Genomic DNA, 23,515 nt, shown 5'->3' with positions numbered 1-23,515 from the left:
CGCAAACTGGGCGCCATTCAAGACCGCCGCCGCCCATGCAGATAATTCCCGCCATTGACCTGCTCGATGGCCAATGTGTACGCCTGCACCAGGGCGACTACGGCCAGGTGACCCGCTTCTCCGACGATCCGGTGGCCCAGGCCCTGAGTTGGCAGGAGCAGGGGGCCCAGCGGCTGCACCTGGTGGATCTCGATGGCGCCAGGAGCGGCCAAGCCAGCAATGACGCCAGCGTCAAGGCAATCACAGCAGCCCTCTCGATTCCGGTCCAACTGGGGGGTGGGGTCAGAACGGTGGCGCGGGCCCAGGAACTACTTGCCTACGGCCTCAGCAGCGTGATTTTGGGCACGGTGGCCCTGGAGCAACCGGAGCTGGTGGAACAGCTGGCCGCCGACCACCCCGGCCAAATAATTGTGGGCATCGACGCCAACAACGGCAAGGTCGCCACCCGCGGCTGGATCGAACAAAGCCATACGGATGCAACCGAGCTGGCGCAACGCTTTGCCAACTCAGGCATTGCCGCGATCATCAGCACCGACATTGCCACCGATGGCACCCTCGCCGGGCCAAACCTGGGGGCCCTCAGGGCCATGGCGCTTGCCAGTGCGGTGCCGGTAATTGCCTCCGGTGGGATCGGCAACCTGGAGCACCTGCTCTCCTTGCTGGCCCTTGAACCGCTCGGGGTAACCGGGGTGATCGTCGGCAGGGCCCTCTACGACGGCCGAGTCGACCTTGGCGAAGCCCTGCAGGCCATTGGCGATGGCCGTCTGCAGGATCCCCTCAGCCCATTGGAAGGGATGGCCTAGCAGGCCCCTGGCCGATTGGCATAGCAGGCCCTTGCCTGTTGACCTATAACTAAAAAAGTTAAGCAAGGCGGGTCGCGTGAGCACCGGCACCCCCCAAGATGTCCATGAGGTGTACCGGCGCTGCCGGGACCTGGGCATGCGCCTGAGCCGCCAGCGCAAGCTTGTGCTCGATTTGCTTTGGAGTGGCAAGAGCCACCTGAGTGCGAGGGATATTTTTGAGCAGCTCAATAGCATTGATCGCAATATTGGCCACACTTCCGTTTATCAAAACCTCGAGGCACTCCAATCCGCAGGGGTGATTGAGTGTCTTGACCGGGCCAATGGCCGCCTCTACGGCTACCGCAGCGACCCCCACAGCCATCTCACCTGCCTGCAAACAGGGGCGATCCAGGATCTGGATGTGCAGCTGCCTGCGGAACTGCTCGAACAAATCGAAGCCCAGACAGGCTTCGCCATCGAGGGCTACACCCTCAGCCTGAGCGGCAGGCCCCGCCAAAGCCCCTAAATCCCAGCCAGCCCCCCTGGAGAAAAGGGCTCGCCCTAGGTAGCTTTGGTCAATTGGAAGTTTCTACCAACGTGCCATCGCAGCTGTTGCTGTTCGCTGAGCCGCTCCTTCGAGAAGGCCTGGTGCGCCTGCTGGAGCGCTCGGCTGGCGATTTCAAGGTGGTTACGGCTGCAGACCAGCTAGAGGGTGCTCCAAAACTGGTGATCTGGCAGGCAGGGGCCAACCAGCACCTAGAGAACCTGGGCGAGGAGCTCGAAGCCCTCAGGCTGCGCTGGAAGCCCGCCCCCCTTCTCCTTTTGCTGGCCAGTGGCCACGGCCACCCCACCAACAACCTGCTGCAGCTGCCAGTGCAGGGCCTACTGGAGGCCCCTGAAACAACCACCCTGCTGGAGGCACTGACCACCCTGCTCCAGGGCGGCCGGGTGGTCAGCCTGGCCGATGGCCCCTTGCCAGAGTGCCTGCCAATTCCTGCGGGCGTGGGCCTGGGCCACCGTTTGCTGCTGGGAGGTCTGCAGCAAATAGACGCGGATCTGCTGGCCTGCCAGCGCCTGCTGAATCCACCACCTACGGGCTTGGTGAGCCTGTTGGTGCTCCAGGGCAGGCTGCGGGAATTGGCCAGCGCCCGCCAATTGTTGATCGTGCTCTGGGGGCCCATCAGTTCGCTTGTCAGCGCCTATCCGGCAGCCCTCGCTCCAATCCCCAGCCGCCCAACCCTGGGGACCCAGCTCACCCTGGCCCAGCCAAATGCCTCCGGCATCTGGCAAACCCTGCGCAGCCGGCTGGAGGCTGGGGTCCGCACTGAGCTGGCCAATGGCAGCGGCCAGTTGCTAGCAATCGAGGGCCTCACTCCCCAAAGGCGTAGGGATTTACTCCTGGCCCTGATTGAGCAGTGCGCCCTGTTGCGGGAGCGCCTGCTGGCTGAAAATCTCCATGGGCAGGAGCTTCAAGAACGCTGGAATGGCCTCCAGCTCGAACTGCGGCAGCAGGCCCTGCAAACCACCGTGAGCCCCTATGTGCAGCTGCCCTACGGGGGCGGCATGCAATCCGTGGCCGAAACCCTGATCAGCAGCACCGAACTGGCTGGCGCCGACCCGGAGCTGCCTGCCCCCCTGGCCATGCTCGGTGCCCTGGTTCATGGCAATCCCCTGCTAACAGAAGGCCAACTGGTGGCCATTGATGAACCGAGGGCAGTGCTGTTCCTTGAGCAGTTGCTCAGCAATTGGTTGGTGCGCAGCGCCGAATTGGTGAGCGCGGAATTGCTTTCCTGCTGCTCAAGCTGGCCCGAATTGCGCCGCTACCTGCTGCAGCCAAACCTGCTGGCGACCCGCCAGCTCGAGCGGCTCCGCAACCAGCTCAATGCCCAACAACGTTGGCTCAACTGGTATGGCCGGCCGGTGGCCCTCTACGAGAGTCGCCGCAACCTTTTCATCCTGCAGGCCAAGGCCATAGGTACCCTTTCGCTCACTGAGCCCAGGGATGGGGAGCTGCGCCAACTGGGCTGGCTCCAGCAGCTAGTAACCCTGGCCCTGGAGAGCCGCGACGCCCTTGCACCCCAGGTTCAGGGCCTGATCAAGGGATTGGGAGATTTGCTGGTGGTGCTGCTCACCCAGGTGATGGGGAGATCGATTGGCCTTGTGGGCAGGGGGATACGCCAGGGCCTGGCCAGAGGCCAAAATGGCGCCAACTGAAAGGCTGCTTTGAACCTGTTGCCCAACCTGGGTTGGTGGCTGCCAAGGGCCCTGCTGGCCCTAATCATTGCTTTTCAGGTTTGGGGTTCCCAGCCCGCCCTGGCTGCCCTCACCACCAACAGCTACGACGGCAACATTTACGCCCTTTATGCCGGCAACGGCTCCCTGGTGCCCCCCCGCAGCAGCCTGGCCCAGGCCATGGCCGACCAGCGGCCAGCGGTGGTGGTCTACTACCTCGACGACGATGCCGAGAGCAAGCAATTTTCCCCGGTTGTCTCGGAACTGCAGCGCCTATGGGGCAATAGCATCGAGTTGATACCCCTGGTCACCGACCCACTCCAGAACCGGCCCGAGCTGGGCCCCACTGATCCTGCCCACCACTGGAAAGGCCAAATACCCCAGGTGGTCGTATTCGATGGCCAGGGCAAGGTGCGCTTCGACGCCAGTGGCCAGGTGGATGTGGACAGCATCAATGGGGTAGTCAGCGAGATCACCGGCATTGCCCTGCCCGAGGGGGGCACAAACAGCAGCACCGTGAGCTTCAACGAACTCAACTCCGAAGTGGTGAGCAGATGATGGCTGGGTTGGGGCCCGATGGCGGCATGCGGCGCGAAACAGACAGCATGGGGGCCATTGAGGTGCCCTCAAAGCACTACTGGGGCGCCCAAACCCAACGCTCGATCCACTTTTTTCCCTTCGGCCAGCTGATGCCCCTGGAGGTGGTGCATGCCTTCGGCCAGCTAAAGGCGGCCTGCGCCGAGGTGAATCGCGATAAGGGCAAGCTCAGCGCGGAAATTTGTGCCCTGATTGTGGCCGCCTCAGAAGAGGTGGCGGGCGGAAAACTGGATCGGGAGTTTCCCCTGAAGGTGTGGCAGACGGGCTCTGGCACCCAAACAAACATGAACGCCAACGAGGTGATCGCCAACCGGGCGATCGAGGCCTCCGGGGGCGTGCTGGGCAGCAAGAGCCCCGTGCACCCCAACGACCATGTGAACCTGAGCCAATCGAGCAACGACACCTTTCCGGCCGCCCTGCATGTGGCCGTGGCGATCGAGCTGGAACGCAGCCTCATCCCGGCGGTGGAAGCCCTACGGGCTGTCCTGGCCGTCAAGGCGGAGGCCTTTGCTTCGATCATCAAGATCGGCCGCACCCACCTGCAGGATGCCGTGCCCCTGAGCCTGGGCCAGGAATTCGGCGGCTATGGGGCCCAACTGGATATGGGCCTTGGGACCCTGCGCCACTCCCTGCCGCAGCTCTACCAGCTGGCCATTGGGGGCACGGCCGTAGGCACCGGTCTCAATGCCCCAAGCGGCTTTGGAGAGGCGGTGGCGGCAAGGCTGGCCGAACGGATTGGACTGCCCTTCACCAGTGCACCAAATAAGTTTCAGGCCCTAGCCGGTCAAGAGGCCCTGGCCGCCACCCACGGGGCCCTGACGGTGCTGGCCGGCTCCTTGATGAAGATCGCCAACGATGTGCGCTGGCTCGGTAGCGGACCCCGCTGCGGCCTCGGCGAACTGGTAATCCCGGAGAACGAGCCGGGCTCCTCGATCATGCCGGGCAAGGTCAATCCCACCCAGTGCGAAAGCCTGACCATGGTGGCCGTGCAGGTGATTGGCAACAACAGTGCTGTTCAAACAGCAGCCAGCCAGGGCAATTTTGAGCTCAACGTTTTTAAACCCCTGATCGCCCACAACGTGCTGGAGAGCATCGAGCTGCTGACTGGCGCCTGCGAAGGCTTTAGGGCCTTTTGCCTAGAGGGATTGGAAGCGGATATTTCAAGAATCGAACGGCTGCTCAACCAGAGCTTGATGCTGGTGACTGCCCTAACCCCGGCCATTGGCTACGACCGGGCCTGCGGCATTGCCAAGCATGCCCATAAACACGGGCTGAGCCTCAAGGAGGCCGCCCTGGTGCTGGGCGAAATCAGTGCCGGGGAATTTGACCAGTGGGTAAAGCCTGAGCTGATGGTCTGAAGAAGGTGGGGCTGCCATTACGCTCCGGCGGTTAACGCCCCGCCGGCCTTGTTGCTGAACCCCCTGCTTTCGGTCCTCCTCCTGGCCGCCCTGGCCCTGGGCCTGACCCTGGTGTGGCTGGAGCTACGCCATCGGCTGCGGCCCGCCTCGCCACTGGAGCTGAAGGCCCACGATTTCAGCGTTCAATCCAGCCCCCAGGGGGTCACGGTGCAGGGCGAAATCACGATCAGCAACCCCCATCGACGGATGGAGGTGATGGTGCCTGAGATAGCAGTGGAGCCCGTGCTGCTTGGCCAGGGTGATCTGCGTGATGTGATTATCAAAAGCCGGGTTGTGGCCCTCCACCCCGACGAGGAAACACGGCCCGACAATTACTGGGCGGCCTACATCGTTAAGGGCCGCAAAAGCACCAGGGCCAGGATCGAGATCCAGCTCAGCACAGATCCAGGCCTATCCCTGGAGCGCCTCGTAGACAGCCTCTGGCTAGATCTCCACTGGATCAACTACGGACCATTCGGCCGACTGAATCGCCGGGATGGCTGGCTTGTGCCCCTGCGCCAGCCCGAAACCATCAATGCCGCCAGCGCCCAATGGCGCAAAGGCGATAACTGCCAGGTTCTGCCCCTGCGTACCCACCTGCTTGGCGTACTCGACAGCCCTGGGGAAGTTTTGAGCCGTTACGCCAGCGACCTGATCCAGCCAGGGGATGTCCTCACGATTGGTGAAACCCCCCTTGCCGTGATGCAGGGCCGCTACCACCACCCTGCCACCGTGGAGCCCTCGGCCCTGGCCCGCCTGCTTTGCCGGGTGTTCCACCCCACCAGCAGCCTGGCCACCGCCTGCGGACTGCAGAGCCTGATCGACGTGGAAGGGCCTGCCAGGGTGCTTGGGGCCTGGTTAATAGGCACAGCCCTGAAGGCCCTGGGATCCAAGGGCTGGTTCTACCGCTTGGCCGGAGACCAGGCCCGCCTGATCGACGACATCACCGGCACCACTCCCCCCTACGACCAGACGATTGTCCTTGGACCAGAACAGCCCGCCGCCTTCTGCGCTGAGATGGCCCGGGCCCTGGGCGTGGCCGTGGCCGTGGTTGACGTAAACGACCTGGGCCGGGTCAAGGTTCTGGCCGCCAGCCCCGGCTGCGATGAGGCCCTGCTGCAGCGGGCCCTGCGCCCAAATCCGGCCGGAAACGCCAACGAACGCACACCCCTGGTGCTGGTGCGCCCATAGCGCCGGTCTGGCCGCCCTAAAGTTGCAGCGAGAGCTACCACTGGACCCGCCATGGCAGCTGAGCCCCAACCCATACCAACCAGTTGGCGTCTGGAGCCCTTGGCGGGCTGGCACCTTCCCCTGCTGAGCGACCCGGCCTTTGTACCCCTGCAGCCGGTCCTGCAAAGGGCGGTGCTGCTGGGGCTGCCGGAGCGCCTGATCCACGCCCTGACCGCCCGCCAGGCAATAGCCCCGGTGGTGCTGGTGGCCTTCAGTCACAAGGACCCGCTCGGATTAATCATCACCAGACGTCTGAACCGCAGCGGCAGCTGCTGGCAGGTCCAGCACCTGCGCCTGGCCAGTCCGGCAGGGCAGCAGGACCTGGGCACAACCCTGCTGAGGGAGGCCATTCACCGGGCCAAAGATGCGGCTAGCTGGATTGCCTCCGCCTCCAGCCTCGATAGCCAGCGGCTGGCGATGCTGAGGGAGCAGGGATTCCAACCCCTGCGCACGGACCAGCTCTGGTGCTGGCAAGCCTCCGGCGCCACTGCCCCCGGCTCCACAACCAGCCCCGCAGCCCCCAGTTCCCTGGGGGAGCTGCAACTTCGGACCCTCAATCCCCGTAGCGGTGCCCTGCTTTGGCTCCTGGAGCAGGCCGCCAATCCAGCCCAACTGCGCCAACTACTGGATCGGCGGGTAGAGGATCTGCTCGATCAAAGCCATGGCAAGGGCTGGATGTGGGTGGATCCCAGCCGCAACCAGGCCGTAGCCGCCGTCCGCTGGATTGGGGAACACGCCGGAGGTGGCCATGACGTGGAGCTCACGGTCCATCCCGGCTGGGAACACCTGATTGGCGATGGCTGCGAGCAGCTGCTCCAGATCGCTAGCCAGCGCCTGGGCAGTGGCGAGCCCCTTTGGCTGCGCTCTGATGTGCGCGACCAGGGCCGTCAGCATTGGCTCGAGCAGCAAGGTGCCCAACAGCATGGTGAAAGGGTGTTGATGGCCCGCAGTGTCTGGCGCCGCCAGGAGCATCCAGCCCAGGCCAAGGTTGGGAAGGGACTGGAGGCGGTGCTGGGCCAACTGCAACCCCAGCGCAGGCCCATGCCCACACCGGTGGCCCCCCGCTAGGACTTCAGCCCGATGCCCAATAAATCCGAGCCCTGTTCCGCCCTTGCCCTCGACGTGGGCCGCAGGCGCATTGGCCTGGCTGGCTGCGATCCCCTCGGCCTGACCGTGACACCCCTGGCGCCCCTGGCCCGGGGAAAGTTTGCAGCCGACCTCCTGCGGCTAGAACGCCTGGTGCAGCAGCGGCGGGTCCGGGCCCTGGTGGTTGGCCTACCCCTCGACAGCGCCGGCCAGCTGACGGAGCAGGCCCTCCACTGCCACCGCTATGGACAGCGCCTTGCCAGCCATTTCGCCCTGCCACTGGCCTGGGTGAATGAGCACTCCAGCAGTTGGGCTGCGGCCGAGCGCCATGGTCTCCATGGCGACAGAAGCGGGGCCCTAGACAGTGCGGCGGCTGCTTTGTTACTTGAACAGTGGCTGGCCGACGGTCCGGCAGCGATGCTGGTTGCGGACATTCGCGGCACAACGCCCGCCCCTGATCCATCCTGAGTAGACAGACTGCCCCGATTGGCACCTTTAATGACAAACGACAGTTCGGCGAACGACGCTTCATCCATGGACAATTCCGGTGATGTGCCAACTCTTTTAGTGAGCGATACCAGGGGGCGCCAACTGCTCTGCTTCCTGGAGCAATTGATCCCCCTCGATGGCCACGACTACGTACTGCTAACGCCGGTAGACACCCCGGTTTGCCTGTTTCGCCTCGAAGACGATGCGGATCCCGAGTTGATTGACACGATTGATGCCACCGAACCGATCCTGTCGGTGGCCGATGTGGTGCTGCAGGAGCACGACCTGACCCTGGTGCGTTCAGCCGTGACCCTCACCGTCAGCGGTGAACTGGACGAACCCGAGCCCGACGAACTCAGCGACGAAGAAGACGATGAGGACGACACCGAAAGCTACGAACTACTCGTGAGCTTCCTGGTCGACGAGGAGGAATACGGCCTCTACATCCCCCTGGATCCCTTCTTCGTGGTCGCCCGGATTGATGGCAATGGTGCCCTGCTGGTCGAAGGCGAGGAATTTGATCGGGTGCAACCCCGCATCGAAGCCGAATTAGCTGAGCGGGAGGGGGAGGGGGATTTCTGATGCTGCGGGAGCTGCTGCGGCCCAACTGGTTGATGGAGTGCACCCTGGCGGAATTGCCGATTGAGGCCCTCCAGGAGCGGGGCATCAAAGCCCTGGTGCTGGATGTCGATCGCACCCTCCTGCCCAGGCACCACGGTGTGGTGCCAGCCAGCGCCCAGCGCTGGCTGGCAGAGGCCAAGCAGCATTTCCCGATCCACCTGCTCAGCAACAACCCATCGCGTCAGCGAATTGGTTCAGTGGCCCAGCTGCTGGATCTGCCCTTCACCACCAGTGCCGGCAAGCCACGGCGCACCGCCCTACGCAGGGTGCTCGCCCAGCTGCAAATACCGGCCAGCCAGGTGGCGCTTGTGGGTGACCGGCTATTCACCGATGTGATCGCCGGCAACCGACTGGGCCTGTTCACCGTGCTGGTGAAGCCCATCGATCCGGAGGGGCGCCCCTGCCAGCGGGATCGACTGCAAAGATTCGAACTGCGCATGGCCGCCCTGATCGGCACTGGCCTGGGCTGATGCGGACGGGCTCCAGGGGCCGGCGCCGGGTAATCAAAGTGGGCACCAGCCTGCTGCGGGGCCAGAGCAAACGCAGCACCGCCGAGGTGGTCGCTGAACTGGCGGCCACGATGGCCCAGCAACAGGCCCAGGGAGACAGCCTGGCCCTGGTGACCAGTGGGGCCGTGGGCCTCGGTTGCATTGCCCTGCAGATGGCCAAGCGCCCCACGGAGTTGGTAGCGCTCCAGGCGGCGGCGGCCGTGGGCCAGGGCCGCCTGATGGCCATGTATCAGGAAGCCTTTGGCCGCGATGGCCTGGCCGTGGCCCAAGTGCTGCTCACCAGGGGCGATCTGGCCTCCCGCCGGCGCTACCAAAACGCCTGTCGAACGCTTGAGCAGCTGCTCAGCTGGGGGGTGCTGCCGGTAATCAATGAAAACGACACCCTGGCCAGCGACGAATTGCGCTTCGGCGACAACGACACCCTCTCTGCCCTGGTGGCTGTCGCCATCGGCGCCGATGAATTGATCCTGCTCACCGACGTTGACGGGCTCTACTCCGGCGATCCCCGTAGCGATGCCAATGCAAAACCAATCCATGAGGTGCTCAACCTCAGGGAGCTTGAGCAATACGGCCAAGGGGCCACCGGTGGGGGCCAATGGGGCACGGGGGGCATGACCACCAAAATTGCCGCCGCCCGCATCGCCACCTCCAGCGGCATCCGGGTGCACCTGGTCGATGGTCGCGATCCAGCCGTTCTCAAGGCCCTCTTTGCCGGCGAACGGCTAGGCACCGTCTTCCAGCCATCGGCGACGCCCCTGCCAGATCGCAAGGGCTGGCTGGCCCACGCCCTGATGCCCCAGGGGACCCTCCAGCTGGATCCGGGCGCGGAAACTGCGGTTTTAAAGAAAGGGGCCTCCTTGTTGGCGGTGGGAGTGATTGGGGTAGAGGGCCAATTCGGCAGAAGTGATGCCGTGCGCCTGATCAGCGCCGACGGACGGGAATTGGGTCGGGGGCTCAGCGCCCTAGACAGCGAAGAGCTGCGCCAATGCATGGGCAGGGCAGGCATTGAGGTGGTTCACCGCGACCAGTTGGTGATCAGCCCCCGGTAGGGACACCTACGATCCGGCCCAGCTCCGTATCGCCCTTCGCCCGCCATGCGCTTCAGCGACCTGCTCGCTCACCTCGGCGAGGTGGGTGATGCCAGCCCCAGGGATTTGGGGAGCGATCCCGAGCTGGTGGGAGCCCAGGCCCTAGATCAGGCGGTTGCCGGTCAACTCGGTTTTCTGGAGCGGGGCAATGCCCTAGCGGCAGCCCTGGAGGGCACCAAGGCTGGGGCCGTGCTGCTGCCCCTAGACCCAGAGCTTCAAAGCCAGGCCAGCGCCCAGGGCCTGGCCTGGGTGGCCCTCAAGGATCCCCGCCTGGGCTTTGCAGAAGCACTTGATGCCCTATATCCGCGCCAGCCCAAGGCCCCTGGGATCGATGCCACCGCTGTCGTGGCGGCCAGCGCCCTGGTTTCCCCCACGGCCCACATCGGTGCCCGGGTGGTAATCGGCGAGCACTGCCAGATCGCTGAGGGCTGCATCCTCCACCCCGGCGCGATCCTTTACGAAGACGTGCAGCTGGGCCCAGCCTGCGAGATCCACTCCGGCGCCGTACTCCATCCCGGCAGCCGCCTGGCGGCCCAGTGCGTGGTGCATTCCAATGCAGTAATTGGCAGCGAGGGATTTGGTTTTGTGCCCACGGCCCAGGGTTGGCGAAAAATGCCCCAGACCGGCCTGGTGGTTCTAGAAGAGGCCGTTGAGGTGGGCTGCGGCACCACGATCGACAGACCTTCAGTGGGGGAAACCCGAATCGGCGCCGGCAGCAAGATCGACAACCTGGTGCAAATCGGCCATGGGGTGGTCACTGGCAGGGGCTGCGCCCTGGCCTCCCAGGTGGGGATTGCCGGGGGCGCCAAGTTGGGAAATGGCGTGATCCTGGCCGGCCAGGTGGGTGTGGCCAACCGGGCCGTGATCGGCGATCGGGCGATCGCCTCCTCAAAATCCGGCATCCACGGCGAAGTCGCCCCCGGCGAAGTGGTCAGCGGTTACCCCGCCATCCCCAACCGCCTCTGGCTGCGCTGTTCAGCCACCTTCAACAAACTCCCCGAGATGGCCAAGAGCCTGCGCCAGCTCCAGGCACGCCAGGGCTGATCCCCTAGCCTCGCCAGCTGCATCAAACCCCTGAGCCAGGCCACTCCGCCATGACCAGCCGCTTCCGGATCACCCTGCTCCCCGGCGATGGGATCGGCCCAGAAATCACGGCCGTAACCCGCCAGCTCCTCGATGCGGTGAGCAGCAGCCATGGCTTTGAGCTCGTCTACAACGAGCAACCGATGGGGGGCGCCGCAATCGATGCCACCGGCGAGCCCCTACCCGAAAGCACCCTCGCGGCCTGCAGCGAATCCGATGCGGTGCTTTTGGCCGCCATTGGCAGCCCCCAATACGACAGCCTGCCCCGCGAGAAGCGCCCCGAAACTGGCCTTTTGGCCCTCCGCTCTGGGCTGGGGCTGTTTGCCAACCTCAGGCCCGTAAAAATCATTCCCTCCCTGGTCGATGCCAGCACCCTCAAACGGGAGGTGATTGAGGGGGTCGACTTGATGGTGGTGCGCGAGCTCACCGGCGGTGTCTACTTCGGCACCCCAAAGGGTCGAATCGAGGCCGATGGCCACGTGCGGGCGTTTAACACGATGGCCTACTCCGACTACGAAATCGACCGGATTGCCAAGGTGGCCTTCGAGCTGGCCGTGGTACGCAGCGGCAGGCTCTGTTCCGTCGACAAGGCCAACGTGCTGGATGTGAGCCAGCTCTGGCGCGACCAGGTGGAGGCCCTCCACAGCAACTCCTACCCCGCCGTGGAGCTCAGCCACATGTATGTCGACAACGCAGCCATGCAGCTGGTGCGGGCCCCCAAGCAGTTCGACGTGCTGCTCACTAGCAACCTCTTCGGCGACATCCTCAGCGACGAGGCCGCCATGCTCACCGGCTCGATCGGCATGCTGCCATCGGCCTCCCTGGGCAGCGGCGGGCCTGGCCTGTTTGAACCGATCCATGGCTCCGCCCCCGACATTGCCGGCCAGGACAAGGCCAACCCGATGGCGATGGTGCTCAGCGCCGCCATGATGCTGCGGGTCGGCCTGCAGCAAGAGGCCGCTGCCACGGCCCTAGAAACAGCAGTCGAACGGGTGCTGGCCGCTGGCTATCGCACGGGCGATTTGATGGCAGCGGGCTGCACCCAGCTGGGCTGCACGGCCATGGGCGAGCAGTTGCTGGCGGCCCTGGCGGGGTAGGCGCCGGCGACCTGCCAAACTCGCGAACAGTTTCGTTGATCTCTGCGCATGTCGAAGCGTCATCCGGTTGTTTCTGTCACCGGTTCCTCTGGCGCAGGGACCAGCACCGTCAAACGCGCTTTTGAGCAGATTTTTAAACGCGAAGGCATCACCCCTGCGGTGGTGGAGGGCGACAGCTACCACCGCTACGAAAGGGGCCCGATGAAGGAGGCCATGGCCTCAGCCCTTGCTAAGGGTGAAAACTTCTCCCACTTCGGCCCAGAAGCAAACCTGTTCGACAAGCTCGGAGAACTCTTCCGGGTCTACGGCGAAACCGGCAGCGGCCAAAAGCGCTACTACCTCCACTCCCTAGAGGAGGCCGCTGAGCACAATGCCCGCCTCAGCACCAACCTGGAGCCCGGCCAGTTCACCCCCTGGGAGGAAATCCCCTCCGGCTCCGACCTGCTCTTCTACGAAGGTCTCCACGGCGGCGTGAGGGGAGATGGCTACGACGTGGCCGCCATGGCCGACCTGCTGGTCGGTGTGGTGCCCGTGGTCAACCTCGAATGGATCCAGAAGATCGCCCGCGACAACCAGGAGCGCGGCTACTCCGCCGAGGCCACGGTCGATACGATCCTGCGCCGCATGCCGGATTACATCAACCACATCTGCCCGCAGTTCAGTCTCACCGACATCAACTTCCAGCGGGTGTCAACGGTGGACACCTCCAACCCCTTCATGATCAGGAACATTCCGAGCCCGGATGAATCCTTCGTGATCGTGCATTTCCGCAAAGGGGCCAGGGAAAAGTGGGGTATCGACTTCACCTACCTGCTCGACATGATCCACGATTCCTTCATGTCTAGCCCCACATCGATCGTGGTAGATGGCGGCAAGATGGGCTTTGCCATGGAACTGATCCTCACTCCCGTCATTCACAGGATGATTGAAGAGAAGAAGAAACTTTCCTAGGAAGCCCTAATCTGGGCAAACGCCTACATGGGTGAGGTCTATTTCCTTCCCCACTTCCACCCCTTCCTTCCGCATTGCGGGCACGGTGCCTACAGCCGTTCCCACTTTGCGATGGGATCAAATAAATAGTCAGCTGGTATTGCAGGCTTGCCGCAGGGTACTCATTGAGTACAAGCTGAATTGTCCGGGGGGCCCAGAGCCCACGGGTGTGGTTCTCAACCCTCCGGGCTTGGCAGGGCGTGTTGTGTTTGCAACGCCGGTGCTTCTGCCGGAAGAGCAGTTTGTGGCCATTGATTGGCTACGGGCCCGCCCCCAGCGCCCCATCCGAAACCGATGAATGATCCGGCCCTAAACACCCCACTGCTGCCATTGGTGGCCGCCGTTTTAGGGGCCTGCTTTGGCAGCTTTCTGAACGTGGTGGCCTGGCGCCTACCCCGCCAGGAATCAATCGTGCTGCCCCCCAGCCATTGCCCCCATTGCGGCACCAGGTTGCGCTGGTGGCAAAACATTCCCCTGCTGGGCTGGCTGCTACTGCGGGGCCACTGCGGCTATTGCGCCGCCCCCATTTCCCTGCGCTATCCCCTGGTCGAGCTGCTGAGCGCCGGCCTCTGGGTGGCCATCAGCCAATCCCAGCCGGTGGTTATGGGGCCCCAAGCACCAGCCCTGGCCCTGATGCTGGCCGGATGGCTACTGGTGAGCTGGCTGATTCCCCTGGTCTTGATCGACCTCGATCACCTGTGGCTGCCGGAACCCCTCTGCCGTTTTGGCCTACTGCTGGGACTGCTGACCACGGCGGGCCTGGGCTGGAGCCAGGGCGGTGCAGTGGGCGCTCGGTTACTGAGCCATCACCTCTTGGCGGCGGGCCTCGGCCTGGTGGGTTTTGAGCTGGTGAGTCGGGGGGCTCAGCGCCTTCTGGGCAAACCAGCCCTGGGTCTGGGTGATGCCAAATTGGCCGCCCTTCTGGGGGCCTGGCTGGGCCTGGCTGGCCTTGGGGCCACAGTGCTCCTGGCGGTTTTTGGCGGTGCCTTGGTGGGGGGTCTGGCCCGAATCAGCGGCAAACTCGGCCCCAAGGAACCCTTTCCCTTTGGCCCTTTCCTGGCCGCAGGGGGAATAGTTGTCTGGATAGGCGGCCCGCAGTTTTGGCTCGGCCTATGGGGGATGGTGGGCTAGGGGCGCCTAAATTGAATTGATCCCGAGGCCTCCATACCCTTGTCGCTATTCGACTGGTTTGCCGATCGCCAAAAGAATGCCCCCCTGGTGCGCATCAACCAGGAGGTTGAAGAGGGCGATGGTCTCTGGAGTAAGTGCCCCGATTGCGGCACGGTTGTCTACCGCAAGGACCTGCTGGCTAACGCCAGTGTCTGCAAAAACTGCGGCTATCACCACCGCATCAACAGCGAAGAGCGCATCCGCCTGATCGCTGATCCAGGCAGCTTTGAGCCCCTTGATACCGAGTTGTCACCCACCGATCCCCTGGCCTTCAAGGATCGCCGTAGCTACGCCGATCGCATCCGCGACAGCCAGCAGACCACGGGCCTCAAGGATGCGGTAACCACGGGCCTGTGCCTGAGCAGCGGCCATCCCCTCGCCCTTGGCGTAATGGATTTCCGCTTCATGGGCGGATCAATGGGCTCGGTGGTGGGTGAAAAACTGACTCGCCTTATTGAAAAGGCAACCTCCCGCCGCTATCCCGTTTTGATCGTCTGTGCCTCCGGTGGGGCGCGAATGCAGGAGGGCATGCTGAGCCTGATGCAGATGGCCAAGATTTCCGGTGCACTTCAGCGGCACCAGGCAGCCGAATTGCTCTATTTGCCGCTGCTCACCCACCCCACCACCGGCGGGGTAACGGCCAGTTTCGCCATGCTCGGCGACCTAATCCTGGCCGAACCCAAGGCCCTAATTGGCTTCGCTGGCAGGCGGGTAATTGAACAAACTTTGCGCGAGAAGCTGCCGGAGGGCTTCCAAACCGCCGAATATCTCCAGGACCACGGCTTTGTCGACGCAATCGTGGCCCGCACCAGCTTCAAGGCCACCCTGGCCTCCCTGCTGAAAATGCACGGCAGTCGCCAACTGGTACCCGCCTGATGGCCAAATTGCTTGCTAGCGCCCTTTTAGCCCTACTGCTGCTACTGGGATCCGGCAGGCCCGCCTGGGCCGGACCAGTTAATTGGCAGGAGCTTCCCGCCAGCGATCAAGGCCAGCAGTGGTGGGATAGCGGCAGCCTGCGCAACACAAAAGACGGCTACATATCGGTGTTGAGCCGCTTCCTGCCAGCCACTAAGGAGGGGGAAAAACCCCGCATGGGTGATCTCTATGTGATGGAGATCGACTGCGGCCAGCAGCTCTACCGCGACACATCCGTCAATGGCCTGCCCCAATTCGGAGCCCAATGGCTGCCGGCGGCAGGGGACAGCCTGATCAACGGCGTAATCGAAGCCTCCTGCGCTGCCCTGCCGGCATGAGCGCCCCCTTGAAAGTTGCCGTTGCCGGCCTCGGCTTTGGCGAAAAAGTGCACCTGGCTGCCCTTAGGGCCTGCCCCGACACCGAACCCGTGGCCCTATGGCACCCCAGGCCAGAGCGGCTGGAATCCGCTTGCCGGCAGCAGGAACTACCTGGCCACAATGATTTCGATGGCCTGCTGGCCGATCCGGCCGTGGAAGCGATCGTGATTGCCACGCCACCGGCCCCGCGCTTTGGGCTCGCCCGCCGGGCCCTGGAGGCCGGCAAGCACCTGCTACTGGAAAAACCCGTTGGCCTAAACAGCCAGGAAGTGGCAGAACTGCAGCGGCTGGCCATCGGGCTAGGGCTCACGGTGGCGGTGGATTTCGAATATCGGGCGGTACCGCTGTTTCAGCAGCTTGCGGCCCTGGTCAAATCCGGTGCCCTCGGGGAGCTTTACCTCGTCAAACTCGATTGGTTGATGGGCAGCCGAGCCGACGCCAGTCGACCCTGGAACTGGTATTCCCAGGTCAGTGAGGGGGGAGGCGTACTGGGGTCCCTGGGCACCCATGCCTTCGACACCCTGCACTGGTTGGTGGGCCCCACCAGCAGCCTGCGCAGCCAGCTCCACACGGCCATCCGCCAGCGACCGATTCCAGATGCCCAGCCATCCGGCCCTGGCGGCCAGATGGCCACGGTGGACGCGGAAGATATTGCCCTGGTGCAAATGGAGCTGGAAACCTGCCAGGGCCATATGGTTCCGGCCCAACTGAACCTCGGGGCCGTCACCCGCCAGGGCCGGGGCTACTGGATTGAGCTCTATGGCAGCGAGGCGACGGCCGTGCTCGGATCGAGTAACCAGGCCGATTACGTGCATGGATTCGGCCTCTGGCTAGCCCAAAACGGAGAGCCCCTTCGCCCCCTGGAAGCCGATCCCGCCCTGCGCTTTGGTCGCGCCTGGGAGGACGGGCGCATCGCCCCAGTGGAGCGCCTCCAGGGCTGGTGGAGTGCCGCCATTAGGGAAGGGCGACCGATGGTGCCAGGGCTGGGGGAAGCATTCCTGAGTCAGAGGTGTTGCGACTGGTCCCGCAAGGGCTTTGGCGACACCCAGACCCTTTAGGGGCATCCCGTAGAGTCGCCGCCAGTTCCCTCCTGCTCCCAGAGGATTTCCTATGGCGCTCGTACCGCTTCGGCTGCTGCTCGACCATGCCGCAGAAAACGGCTATGGCATTCCTGCCTTCAACGTAAACAACCTGGAGCAGGTCCAGTCGATCATGGAGGCTGCCCAGGAGACCGACAGCCCGGTCATCCTCCAGGCTTCCCGCGGTGCCCGCCAGTACGCAGGTGAAAACTTCCTGCGCCACCTGATCCTGGCCGCAGTTGAGACCTATCCCGACATCCCGGTGGTGATGCACCAGGACCACGGCAACAGCCCCGCCACCTGCTTTGGCGCCGCTGCCAACGGCTTCACCTCGGTGATGATGGACGGCTCATTGATGGCCGATGCCAAGAGCCCCGCCAGCTACGAGTACAACGTGGCCGTCACCAAGGAAGTGGTGGACGTGGCCCACGCCATCGGCGTCAGTGTGGAGGGCGAACTGGGTTGCCTCGGTTCCCTGGAAACCGGCATGGGTGAGGCCGAAGACGGCCACGGCTTCGAGGGCAAGCTCGACCACAGCCAGCTGCTCACCGACCCCGCCGAAGCGGCTGACTTCGTCGCCAAGACCAAGGTAGATGCCCTGGCTATTGCCATCGGCACCAGCCACGGCGCCTACAAGTTCACCCGCAAACCCACCGGCGAAGTGCTGGCCATCAGCCGCATCGCCGAAATCCACAAGGCCATCCCCAACACCCACCTGGTGATGCACGGCTCCAGCTCCGTTCCCCAGGAATGGCTGGACATGATCAACAAGTTCGGAGGCGCCATCCCAGAGACCTACGGCGTGCCCGTAGAAGAAATCCAGGAAGGCATCCGCAACGGTGTGCGCAAGGTCAACATCGACACCGACAACCGTCTGGCCTTCACCGCCGCTGTCCGGGAAGCTGCCGCCAAGGATCCCGCGAACTTCGATCCCCGCCACTTCAACAAGCCTGCCCGCCAGTACATGAAGCAGGTGTGCCTGGATCGCTACCAGCAGTTCTGGTGTGCCGGCAACGCCAGCAAGATCAAGCAGCGCGACATCAACTACTACGCCGGTCTCTACGAGAAAGGCGCTCTTTGATCAGACGCAGGCGGGCAGTTCGCAAACGGGCAGTTCGCAAATTTGAGTTTCGGGGGCCTAAGGGCCCCCTTTTTTATGTCCCCACTGGTGGGGGAGCACCCGGGCTAAAGCCTGCTGGCCAAGCGCTTAAGGGCATCCTGCAAATTGCGCTCCATCACAAAATTGACCCCATCGGTCACCACCACCCGCACCAGGGTGGGCAACTCATTGTTTTTAGATTGCAAATAGATCGGCTCCACATACAAGAGCCCCTTACCCACGGGCAAAACCAGCAGATTGCCGTGGATCAGCTTCGAACCCACCCGGTTCCAGAGCCCAAATTGATAGCTAATGGCCGGATCCTGCTCGATCAGGGCTGAAATCTGTTGGGGCCCGAGCAAAAGGCGCTGTTGGGGGAAACGCACCAGGCGGGTCTGGCCGTAGTGGGGCAGGTCGTTGCGGGCGGCCAACCAACCCACCATGTTGGCGCGCTTGAGGGGTGAGAAGGGCAGCAGCAGCACAAATTCAGGGTTGCTCTGGCCCGGCAACTGGATCGTTACGTGATAGGGACGCACCGGGGTATTGCTGGATCCATAGATCTCCAGGGGCACCGACCAGACGTCGTCACCGTTGTAGAAGGTGCGCACGTCGGTGACGTGATAACGAAGTAGGCGCTCGGCCTGGATATTGAATTGGCTCTGGGGCACCTGGATATGGGCCAGGAGCGGTTTGGGCATGGCCGTTAAGGGCTGAAACAGCTCCGGGAAGGCGCGGCGCCAGGTGCGCAGGATCGGATCGGCAGGATCACTCACATAGAGCCAAACCCTGCCGTTAAAGGCATCCACCACCGCCTTTACGGGGTTGCGGAAGTAGCGAATTCCCGCCGGGTTCGGATCGGAATAGGGATAGCTGCGGCTAGTCGTAAAGCCATCGAGCATCCAGTACTGGTGCTGACCCGCCACGTATCCCGCCCCCTGCTCCACCCGGGCAGTTACGAGATAGGGCTGGCTTTCAAAGCGCAAAAATGGAAATAGGGCAGCAAGCCGCTGGTTCACCTGGCGGCGAATCAATAGCTTGGATTGGGGATTGAGCGAACCACTAGCCAACAGGCGCGGTTCCCCCAGGTAGCTCGCCACCAGCAGGCGCCGCAGGGGCGTTCCAATCGGCACACCCGCTTCGCCGTCGTAGCGGGTGTAGACATTCAGATCCCCATCCGGGTAGTCGAACTCCCGCACCTGGGAGGGGGCGATCACATAGGGGGCCTTGGCCGAGGCGAAATAGAGCTGGGGGCGGCCCACCGGCAAGACCTCCCGGGCACGGCCATTGCTGACCCCAAGCTGGGGGATGCCTTGAACCTTGCCCCCCCGGCCCAGGTCCCTTACGAAATAAAGGGGCAGACCATCGGGCCCGGCTGCATTTACGGCCGAGACCGTAAAGCCATAGCCATGGGTAAAGACCAGGTGGCGGTTCAGCCAGGTATCTGAGCCACTCGGCAGGGCAGCCGTATCGAGCTCCCGGGCAGAAATCAACACCTGCTGGGAGCCATTGCGCTGGGGGTCGCCGAGCAGGGGATAGCGGTCGACCGCCGCAGAGGGAAAGCTGTAATAGAGGCGAAGCTGCTGCAGCTGCCGATTGGTGGCAAGTAGGGGTTGGCTATCCCAGAGGCGGATATTGGCAATGGTGCCGGAGGCCTGCTTCAAATCCCCAGGCGTAAGCCTTTGGCGGGGCTCAAACACGCTGCTGTGCATGGTCGAGAGGCCAAATGCCTCCCGGGTGGCCCTGATGCTGCGCTTGAGGTATGGCGTCTCCAGCAACAATTCCCGCGGCTGCACCACCAGGCGCTGTACCAGGGGGGCCACCACCCCTTCGGTGATCGGCACCAGGGCTGCCGCGGTGGCCAAGGGCACCAAAATTCCTCGCCGCAACCAGCCCCCAGGCAGGGGCACCATCAGGCCACCGGCGGTGAGGGCCAGGAGCAGGGCCAACAGCAGGCGCAGGGGCAGGCGCACGTGCAGATCGACAAAACCAGCCCCACTGGCCACCCCACTGCCCTCCACCATCAGGGCGAAGGGGGCAAGCGCCGTGCCCAGGGCGGCGGCCAGGGCCAGAAGGGCCAGCTGGGGCTGCAGGACCTTTTTCTGGGCCCTACTCAGCCCCACAAATGCCAGTTCGGAGAGGGTTTTGCCCTCTGTGAAGGTGAGCCAGAGGCAAGCAGCAAAACCCACCAGTCCCTGGGCCAGCAGCACGCTCAAAAACAGGCGAAAGGCGGGCAATTGCAGCACCGTGAAGCTGATATCCAGACCCGTAATCGGATCGGCCTGGCCAAAGGGCACAGCCAAAAGGGCAGGCAGCCAGAGGCTCCAACCCCGGGCCAGGGCCGTCGCTGAACCGGCCAGGGCCGCCGCCAGGGCAATCCGCAGGGTCGTTAGCGGCCACCGCAACAGGGGCAGCACCAGGCCGGCCGCCAAACCCACCAGCAGCAGTGGGGGCAGGTCGGCGAGCACCGGGATGCCAGTGATCACCTGGCCGCTAAAGGGTGCCGCAATCAAATCCTGGGCCTGCACCATCAAATAGGTGAGGCCACCGGCCAGAAGGGCAAGCAGCAGCAGAAGCAGCCCGATCAAGCCCAGGCGCGCCAGGGGGAAAAGGGGTGAGTTGGGAAGTTGCTTACGAGATGCCTCGAGCCGTAATCGCCAGCAGCGCTGCAGCTGCCGCAGCTGCAGGGGAACCCCTAGGCCCATCACCAGGACAAAGGCGCTCAGCTGCAGCAGCCAGCGGCGCAAAAGCATGCCCTGGGCCTGGAATTCACTAAACCACTGCCACTCAATACTGAGGCGTCCTGCCAGCACAAACAGGCCCAAGGCCAGCGCCAAACCAAGGCAAAGCCAGGCAAGAGGCGCAATGCCAGCAAGCGCAGTGCCGGCCCCGGAGCGGACGCCTAATCGGGGGGACTGCCGAGGAGCCAAGGAAATGCCTGCAGCGCTTCTGTAGCCGACCCTAAGCAGGAGCTGCGTCTGCGCAAGGGGCAGCCGCAGCGCCCTAGCAAAACCATCCAAATAAATCCCGATGTCGAAGGTCGGCTTTTAGCAGGCGGATCAAAAGTCGCTGTTAAGGTCTGGTATCGCTAGGCGTGACCGTGACAGCCACCCTTTCTCGCTCCACCTTCACTGGCTTGCGCTGCAAGGAATGCGGCCATCCCTACGAGGCAACGGCCCGCCACGTCTGTGAAGACGTCTGCTTTGGCCCCCTGGAGGTCGTCTACGACTACGAGGCGATCAAAAATCGAGTCAGCCGCGCCACGATCGAAGCCGGCCCCGCATCGATCTGGCGCTACAGGGATTTCCTGCCCATAGAGGGCGATCCGATCGATGTGGGCACTGGTTTTACCCCCCTGCTGAAGGCCAACAACCTGGCCAAGCGCCTTGGCCTCAAAAGCCTTTACATCAAAAACGACGGCGTAAACATGCCCACCCTCTCCTTCAAGGACAGGGTGGTTTCGGTGGCCCTCACCCGCGCCAAGGAGCTGGGCTTCACCACGGTGAGCTGTGCATCCACGGGCAACCTGGCCAATTCCACGGCTGCCATCGCCGCCCACGCCGGCCTCGAGTGCTGTGTGTTTATCCCCAGCGACCTGGAGCTGGGCAAGGTGCTGGGCACCCTGGTTTACAACCCGACTCTGATGGCGGTGCATGGCAACTACGACCAGGTAAATCGCCTCTGTTCAGAGGTGGCCAACACCTTTGGCTGGGGCTTTGTAAATATCAACCTGCGTCCCTACTACTCCGAAGGTTCCAAAACCCTTGGCTATGAGGTGATCGAGCAGCTGGGCTGGCAATTGCCTGACCACATCGTGGCCCCCCTGGCTTCTGGCTCCCTGTTCACCAAAATCCGCAAGGGCTTTGATGAATTCATCAAGGTGGGCCTGGTGGAAGAGAAGTCCGTGCGCTTCAGCGGCGCCCAGGCCGAGGGCTGCAGCCCCATCGCCCAAGCCTTTGCCGAGGGCCGCGATTTCATCACTCCGGTGAAGCCCAACACCATCGCCAAGTCGATTGCGATTGGCAACCCCGCCGACGGCCCCTACGCCATCGACATCGCCAATAAAACCAAGGGCACGATTGCCGCCGTCAACGACGACGAAATCATCGAAGGAATCAAGTTGCTGGCCGAAACCGAGGGTGTGTTCACCGAAACAGCCGGTGGCACAACTATTGCCGTGCTGAAAAAGCTGGTGGAACAGGGCAAGATCAATCCCGATGAAACCACCGTGGCCTACATCACCGGCAACGGCCTCAAAACCACTGAAGCGATTGCCGGCTCCATTGGTGAGCCCTACCTAATCGAAGCCCAGCTCGACAGCTTTAAGGCCGCCTGGCAGAAGGCCCAGGCAAGCCATTAGGACCAAGCTGCTGATTGACCCCACCTGCCTCCAATTACGCCCTAACTAAAACCAATGGCCGTTCAGGTTCTGATCCCCACCCCCCTCCAGAAGTTCACCAACGACGAGGCCAGCGCCGAACTCGAGGCCACCAGCGTGGACGCCCTGCTGGATGCCCTGGAGGCCCGATACCCCGGCATCAAGGGCAGGCTCTGTGACGAGGCGGGCAAGCTGCGCCGCTTCCTGAATGTCTATGTAAACAGCGAAGACATCCGCTTCCTCGATAACCAGGCCACCCCCCTGGCCGATGGTGATGAGGTGAGCATTGTGCCCGCCGTAGCTGGGGGTTGAGGAAGCCAATTCCTATGGCAGATCCTGGTCCCCATCCGATGGTGTGTTCGGCAGCGATCCACCCCAACAATGACAGCAAGGCGCTGCTGTTCGATTACCGCCAGGCCGCCAATCCGGTGCGCCGGGGCCTGAGCGATCCAATCCCCTACCACTCCTGGGGGCCCGAGCTCCATGCTTCAGGCTCCAGCGCCATCCTGCCCCTCGATCTCAGTGCCGAGCTTGGTGCGGCTGGACCGGCCACCAGTCCAGGGTTAGCGGCCCACTTCATCCGTCTAGATGCCGGCGAGGCGGTAAAAGCCGCCGCCAATGCCACCAGCTCACTGTTCTTTGTGCTCTCCGGCAGTGGTCGGTGCGGACGCCCCGGTGAGGCCAAAAGCGAACCTGTGTGCCTGAATTGGAACCAGGGTGATCTGTTCGTGCTGCCGGCGGGGGCGGCGCCCCTACTGGAAGCAGACAGCACCAGCGTTTTGTACTGGGTGCACGACGCTCCCCTACTCAACTACCTCGGCGTGGTGCCGAGCCTGCCCAGGTTTGAGACCACCTATTACCCCGGTACCTGGCTTAAGGAAGAGCTCCTCAAGCTGGCGGCCGATCTCAGCAGCGCCCGCAGTAATCGCCTCAGCCTGCTGCTTGCCAACAGCGACCTGCCCAACACCCGCACGGTCACGCACGTGCTCTGGGCGATGTTTGGCATGGTGCCTGCCGGCGCCAGCCAGGCCCCCCACCGGCACCAATCGGTGGCCCTAGATCTGATTACCGAGTGCGAGCCAGGCTGCTACACCCTGGTGGGCACGGAGCTGGAGGCCGACGGCTCCATCCGGGATCCAAAGCGGATCGATTGGCAGGCCGGAGGAGCCTTCATCACTCCCCCTGGCCACTGGCATGCCCATGTGAATGAAAGCGGCAGTACTGCCTATCTCCTCCCCATCCAGGATGCGGGCCTGATGACCTACCTGCGCAGCCTCGATATCCGCTTCGCCTGAGCCC

Annotated in this window: 23 protein-coding genes; 22 read left to right on the top strand and 1 reads right to left on the bottom strand. The window is 63.5% G+C overall.

Annotation, left to right across the window (positions count from 1 at the left end; all coding sequences use genetic code 11):
* The first annotated feature begins 35 nt into the window (after positions 1-35).
* From hisA to fba, 19 genes are all read left to right on the top strand, one after another.
* Positions 36-803 carry a 1-(5-phosphoribosyl)-5-[(5-phosphoribosylamino)methylideneamino]imidazole-4-carboxamide isomerase gene (gene hisA / locus KBY49_RS02460; RefSeq protein WP_254933180.1) on the top strand — a complete coding sequence of 256 codons (768 nt, stop codon included), beginning with the start codon at positions 36-38 and terminating at the stop codon, positions 801-803.
* A 136-nt stretch (positions 804-939) separates the two neighbouring features.
* Positions 940-1,308, top strand: a complete 369-nt coding sequence (locus KBY49_RS02455) for a transcriptional repressor (protein WP_254933985.1) — start codon at positions 940-942, stop codon at positions 1,306-1,308.
* A 53-nt stretch (positions 1,309-1,361) separates the two neighbouring features.
* A complete protein-coding gene (locus KBY49_RS02450; protein WP_254933179.1) occupies positions 1,362-2,996 on the top strand; it encodes a DUF3685 domain-containing protein in 1,635 nt (544 codons plus the stop codon).
* 9 nt (positions 2,997-3,005) lie between these two features.
* Positions 3,006-3,572 carry a thylakoid membrane photosystem I accumulation factor gene (locus tag KBY49_RS02445; protein ID WP_254933178.1) on the top strand — a complete coding sequence of 189 codons (567 nt, stop codon included), beginning with the start codon at positions 3,006-3,008 and terminating at the stop codon, positions 3,570-3,572.
* Positions 3,572-4,969, top strand: coding sequence for a class II fumarate hydratase (fumC, locus tag KBY49_RS02440; RefSeq protein WP_254933177.1), 1,398 nt, complete (start codon positions 3,572-3,574; stop codon positions 4,967-4,969). Before KBY49_RS02445 ends, fumC begins: the two co-directional genes overlap by 1 nt.
* A 54-nt stretch (positions 4,970-5,023) precedes the next feature.
* Positions 5,024-6,199, top strand: a complete 1,176-nt coding sequence (locus tag KBY49_RS02435; RefSeq protein WP_254933984.1) for a F420-0:Gamma-glutamyl ligase — start codon at positions 5,024-5,026, stop codon at positions 6,197-6,199.
* 51 nt (positions 6,200-6,250) lie between these two features.
* Complete coding sequence (locus tag KBY49_RS02430) at positions 6,251-7,306, top strand: hypothetical protein (protein WP_254933176.1); 1,056 nt, start codon at positions 6,251-6,253, stop codon at positions 7,304-7,306.
* Between the two features lie 12 nt (positions 7,307-7,318).
* On the top strand, positions 7,319-7,792 hold the full coding sequence (ruvX, locus tag KBY49_RS02425; RefSeq protein ID WP_254933175.1) for a Holliday junction resolvase RuvX: 474 nt from the start codon (positions 7,319-7,321) through the stop codon (positions 7,790-7,792).
* 30 nt (positions 7,793-7,822) lie between these two features.
* A complete protein-coding gene (locus KBY49_RS02420) occupies positions 7,823-8,395 on the top strand; it encodes a DUF3727 domain-containing protein (RefSeq protein ID WP_254933174.1) in 573 nt (190 codons plus the stop codon).
* The gene (locus KBY49_RS02415) at positions 8,395-8,904 is read left to right on the top strand and encodes a YqeG family HAD IIIA-type phosphatase (RefSeq protein WP_254933173.1); all 510 of its coding nucleotides are present in this window, start codon (positions 8,395-8,397) and stop codon (positions 8,902-8,904) included. Before KBY49_RS02420 ends, KBY49_RS02415 begins: the two co-directional genes overlap by 1 nt.
* Positions 8,904-9,992: a glutamate 5-kinase gene (proB, locus tag KBY49_RS02410; protein ID WP_254933172.1), complete on the top strand. Its 1,089-nt coding sequence runs from the start codon at positions 8,904-8,906 to the stop codon at positions 9,990-9,992. The genes KBY49_RS02415 and proB overlap by 1 nt, the downstream gene beginning before the upstream one ends.
* Before the next feature lie 45 nt (positions 9,993-10,037).
* On the top strand, positions 10,038-11,075 hold the full coding sequence (gene lpxD / locus KBY49_RS02405) for a UDP-3-O-(3-hydroxymyristoyl)glucosamine N-acyltransferase (RefSeq protein WP_254933171.1): 1,038 nt from the start codon (positions 10,038-10,040) through the stop codon (positions 11,073-11,075).
* Positions 11,076-11,125: 50 nt separating this feature from the next.
* The gene (leuB, locus tag KBY49_RS02400; protein ID WP_254933170.1) at positions 11,126-12,211 is read left to right on the top strand and encodes a 3-isopropylmalate dehydrogenase; all 1,086 of its coding nucleotides are present in this window, start codon (positions 11,126-11,128) and stop codon (positions 12,209-12,211) included.
* 48 nt (positions 12,212-12,259) lie between these two features.
* The gene (locus KBY49_RS02395) at positions 12,260-13,162 is read left to right on the top strand and encodes a phosphoribulokinase (protein ID WP_254933169.1); all 903 of its coding nucleotides are present in this window, start codon (positions 12,260-12,262) and stop codon (positions 13,160-13,162) included.
* A 333-nt stretch (positions 13,163-13,495) separates the two neighbouring features.
* Positions 13,496-14,332, top strand: a complete 837-nt coding sequence (locus KBY49_RS02390) for an A24 family peptidase (protein ID WP_254933168.1) — start codon at positions 13,496-13,498, stop codon at positions 14,330-14,332.
* A gap of 39 nt (positions 14,333-14,371) precedes the next feature.
* Entirely contained in the window at positions 14,372-15,247 is an 876-nt protein-coding gene (accD, locus tag KBY49_RS02385) for an acetyl-CoA carboxylase, carboxyltransferase subunit beta (RefSeq protein ID WP_254933167.1), read from the top strand.
* Entirely contained in the window at positions 15,247-15,624 is a 378-nt protein-coding gene (locus KBY49_RS02380) for a hypothetical protein (protein ID WP_254933166.1), read from the top strand. The genes accD and KBY49_RS02380 overlap by 1 nt, the downstream gene beginning before the upstream one ends.
* Positions 15,621-16,721 carry a Gfo/Idh/MocA family protein gene (locus KBY49_RS02375; protein WP_254933165.1) on the top strand — a complete coding sequence of 367 codons (1,101 nt, stop codon included), beginning with the start codon at positions 15,621-15,623 and terminating at the stop codon, positions 16,719-16,721. Before KBY49_RS02380 ends, KBY49_RS02375 begins: the two co-directional genes overlap by 4 nt.
* A gap of 52 nt (positions 16,722-16,773) precedes the next feature.
* A complete protein-coding gene (gene fba, locus KBY49_RS02370; RefSeq protein WP_254933164.1) occupies positions 16,774-17,823 on the top strand; it encodes a class II fructose-bisphosphate aldolase in 1,050 nt (349 codons plus the stop codon).
* A gap of 104 nt (positions 17,824-17,927) precedes the next feature.
* On the opposite strand, the gene KBY49_RS02365 is transcribed toward fba, so the two are convergent.
* On the bottom strand, positions 17,928-20,675 hold the full coding sequence (locus KBY49_RS02365) for a UPF0182 family protein (RefSeq protein WP_254933163.1): 2,748 nt from the start codon (positions 20,673-20,675) through the stop codon (positions 17,928-17,930).
* Between the two features lie 263 nt (positions 20,676-20,938).
* On the opposite strand from KBY49_RS02365, the gene thrC reads away from it, so the two are divergent.
* Genes thrC through KBY49_RS02350 form a run of 3 tightly spaced genes read left to right on the top strand, consistent with a single transcriptional unit; the run spans position 20,939 to position 23,511 of the window.
* Positions 20,939-22,198 (top strand): threonine synthase, encoded by a 1,260-nt coding sequence (thrC, locus tag KBY49_RS02360; RefSeq protein ID WP_254933162.1) that lies wholly within the window; start codon positions 20,939-20,941, stop codon positions 22,196-22,198.
* 54 nt (positions 22,199-22,252) lie between these two features.
* On the top strand, positions 22,253-22,528 hold the full coding sequence (locus KBY49_RS02355; RefSeq protein WP_254933161.1) for a MoaD/ThiS family protein: 276 nt from the start codon (positions 22,253-22,255) through the stop codon (positions 22,526-22,528).
* Positions 22,529-22,542: 14 nt separating this feature from the next.
* Positions 22,543-23,511, top strand: coding sequence for a cupin (locus KBY49_RS02350; RefSeq protein WP_396099227.1), 969 nt, complete (start codon positions 22,543-22,545; stop codon positions 23,509-23,511).
* The last annotated feature ends 4 nt before the right edge of the window (positions 23,512-23,515 follow it).

The organism is Cyanobium sp. WAJ14-Wanaka (assembly GCF_024345375.1).
In the GTDB taxonomy this organism is placed as follows: domain Bacteria; phylum Cyanobacteriota; class Cyanobacteriia; order PCC-6307; family Cyanobiaceae; genus Cyanobium_A.
This window is presented reverse-complemented; position numbering and strand designations above follow the sequence as displayed.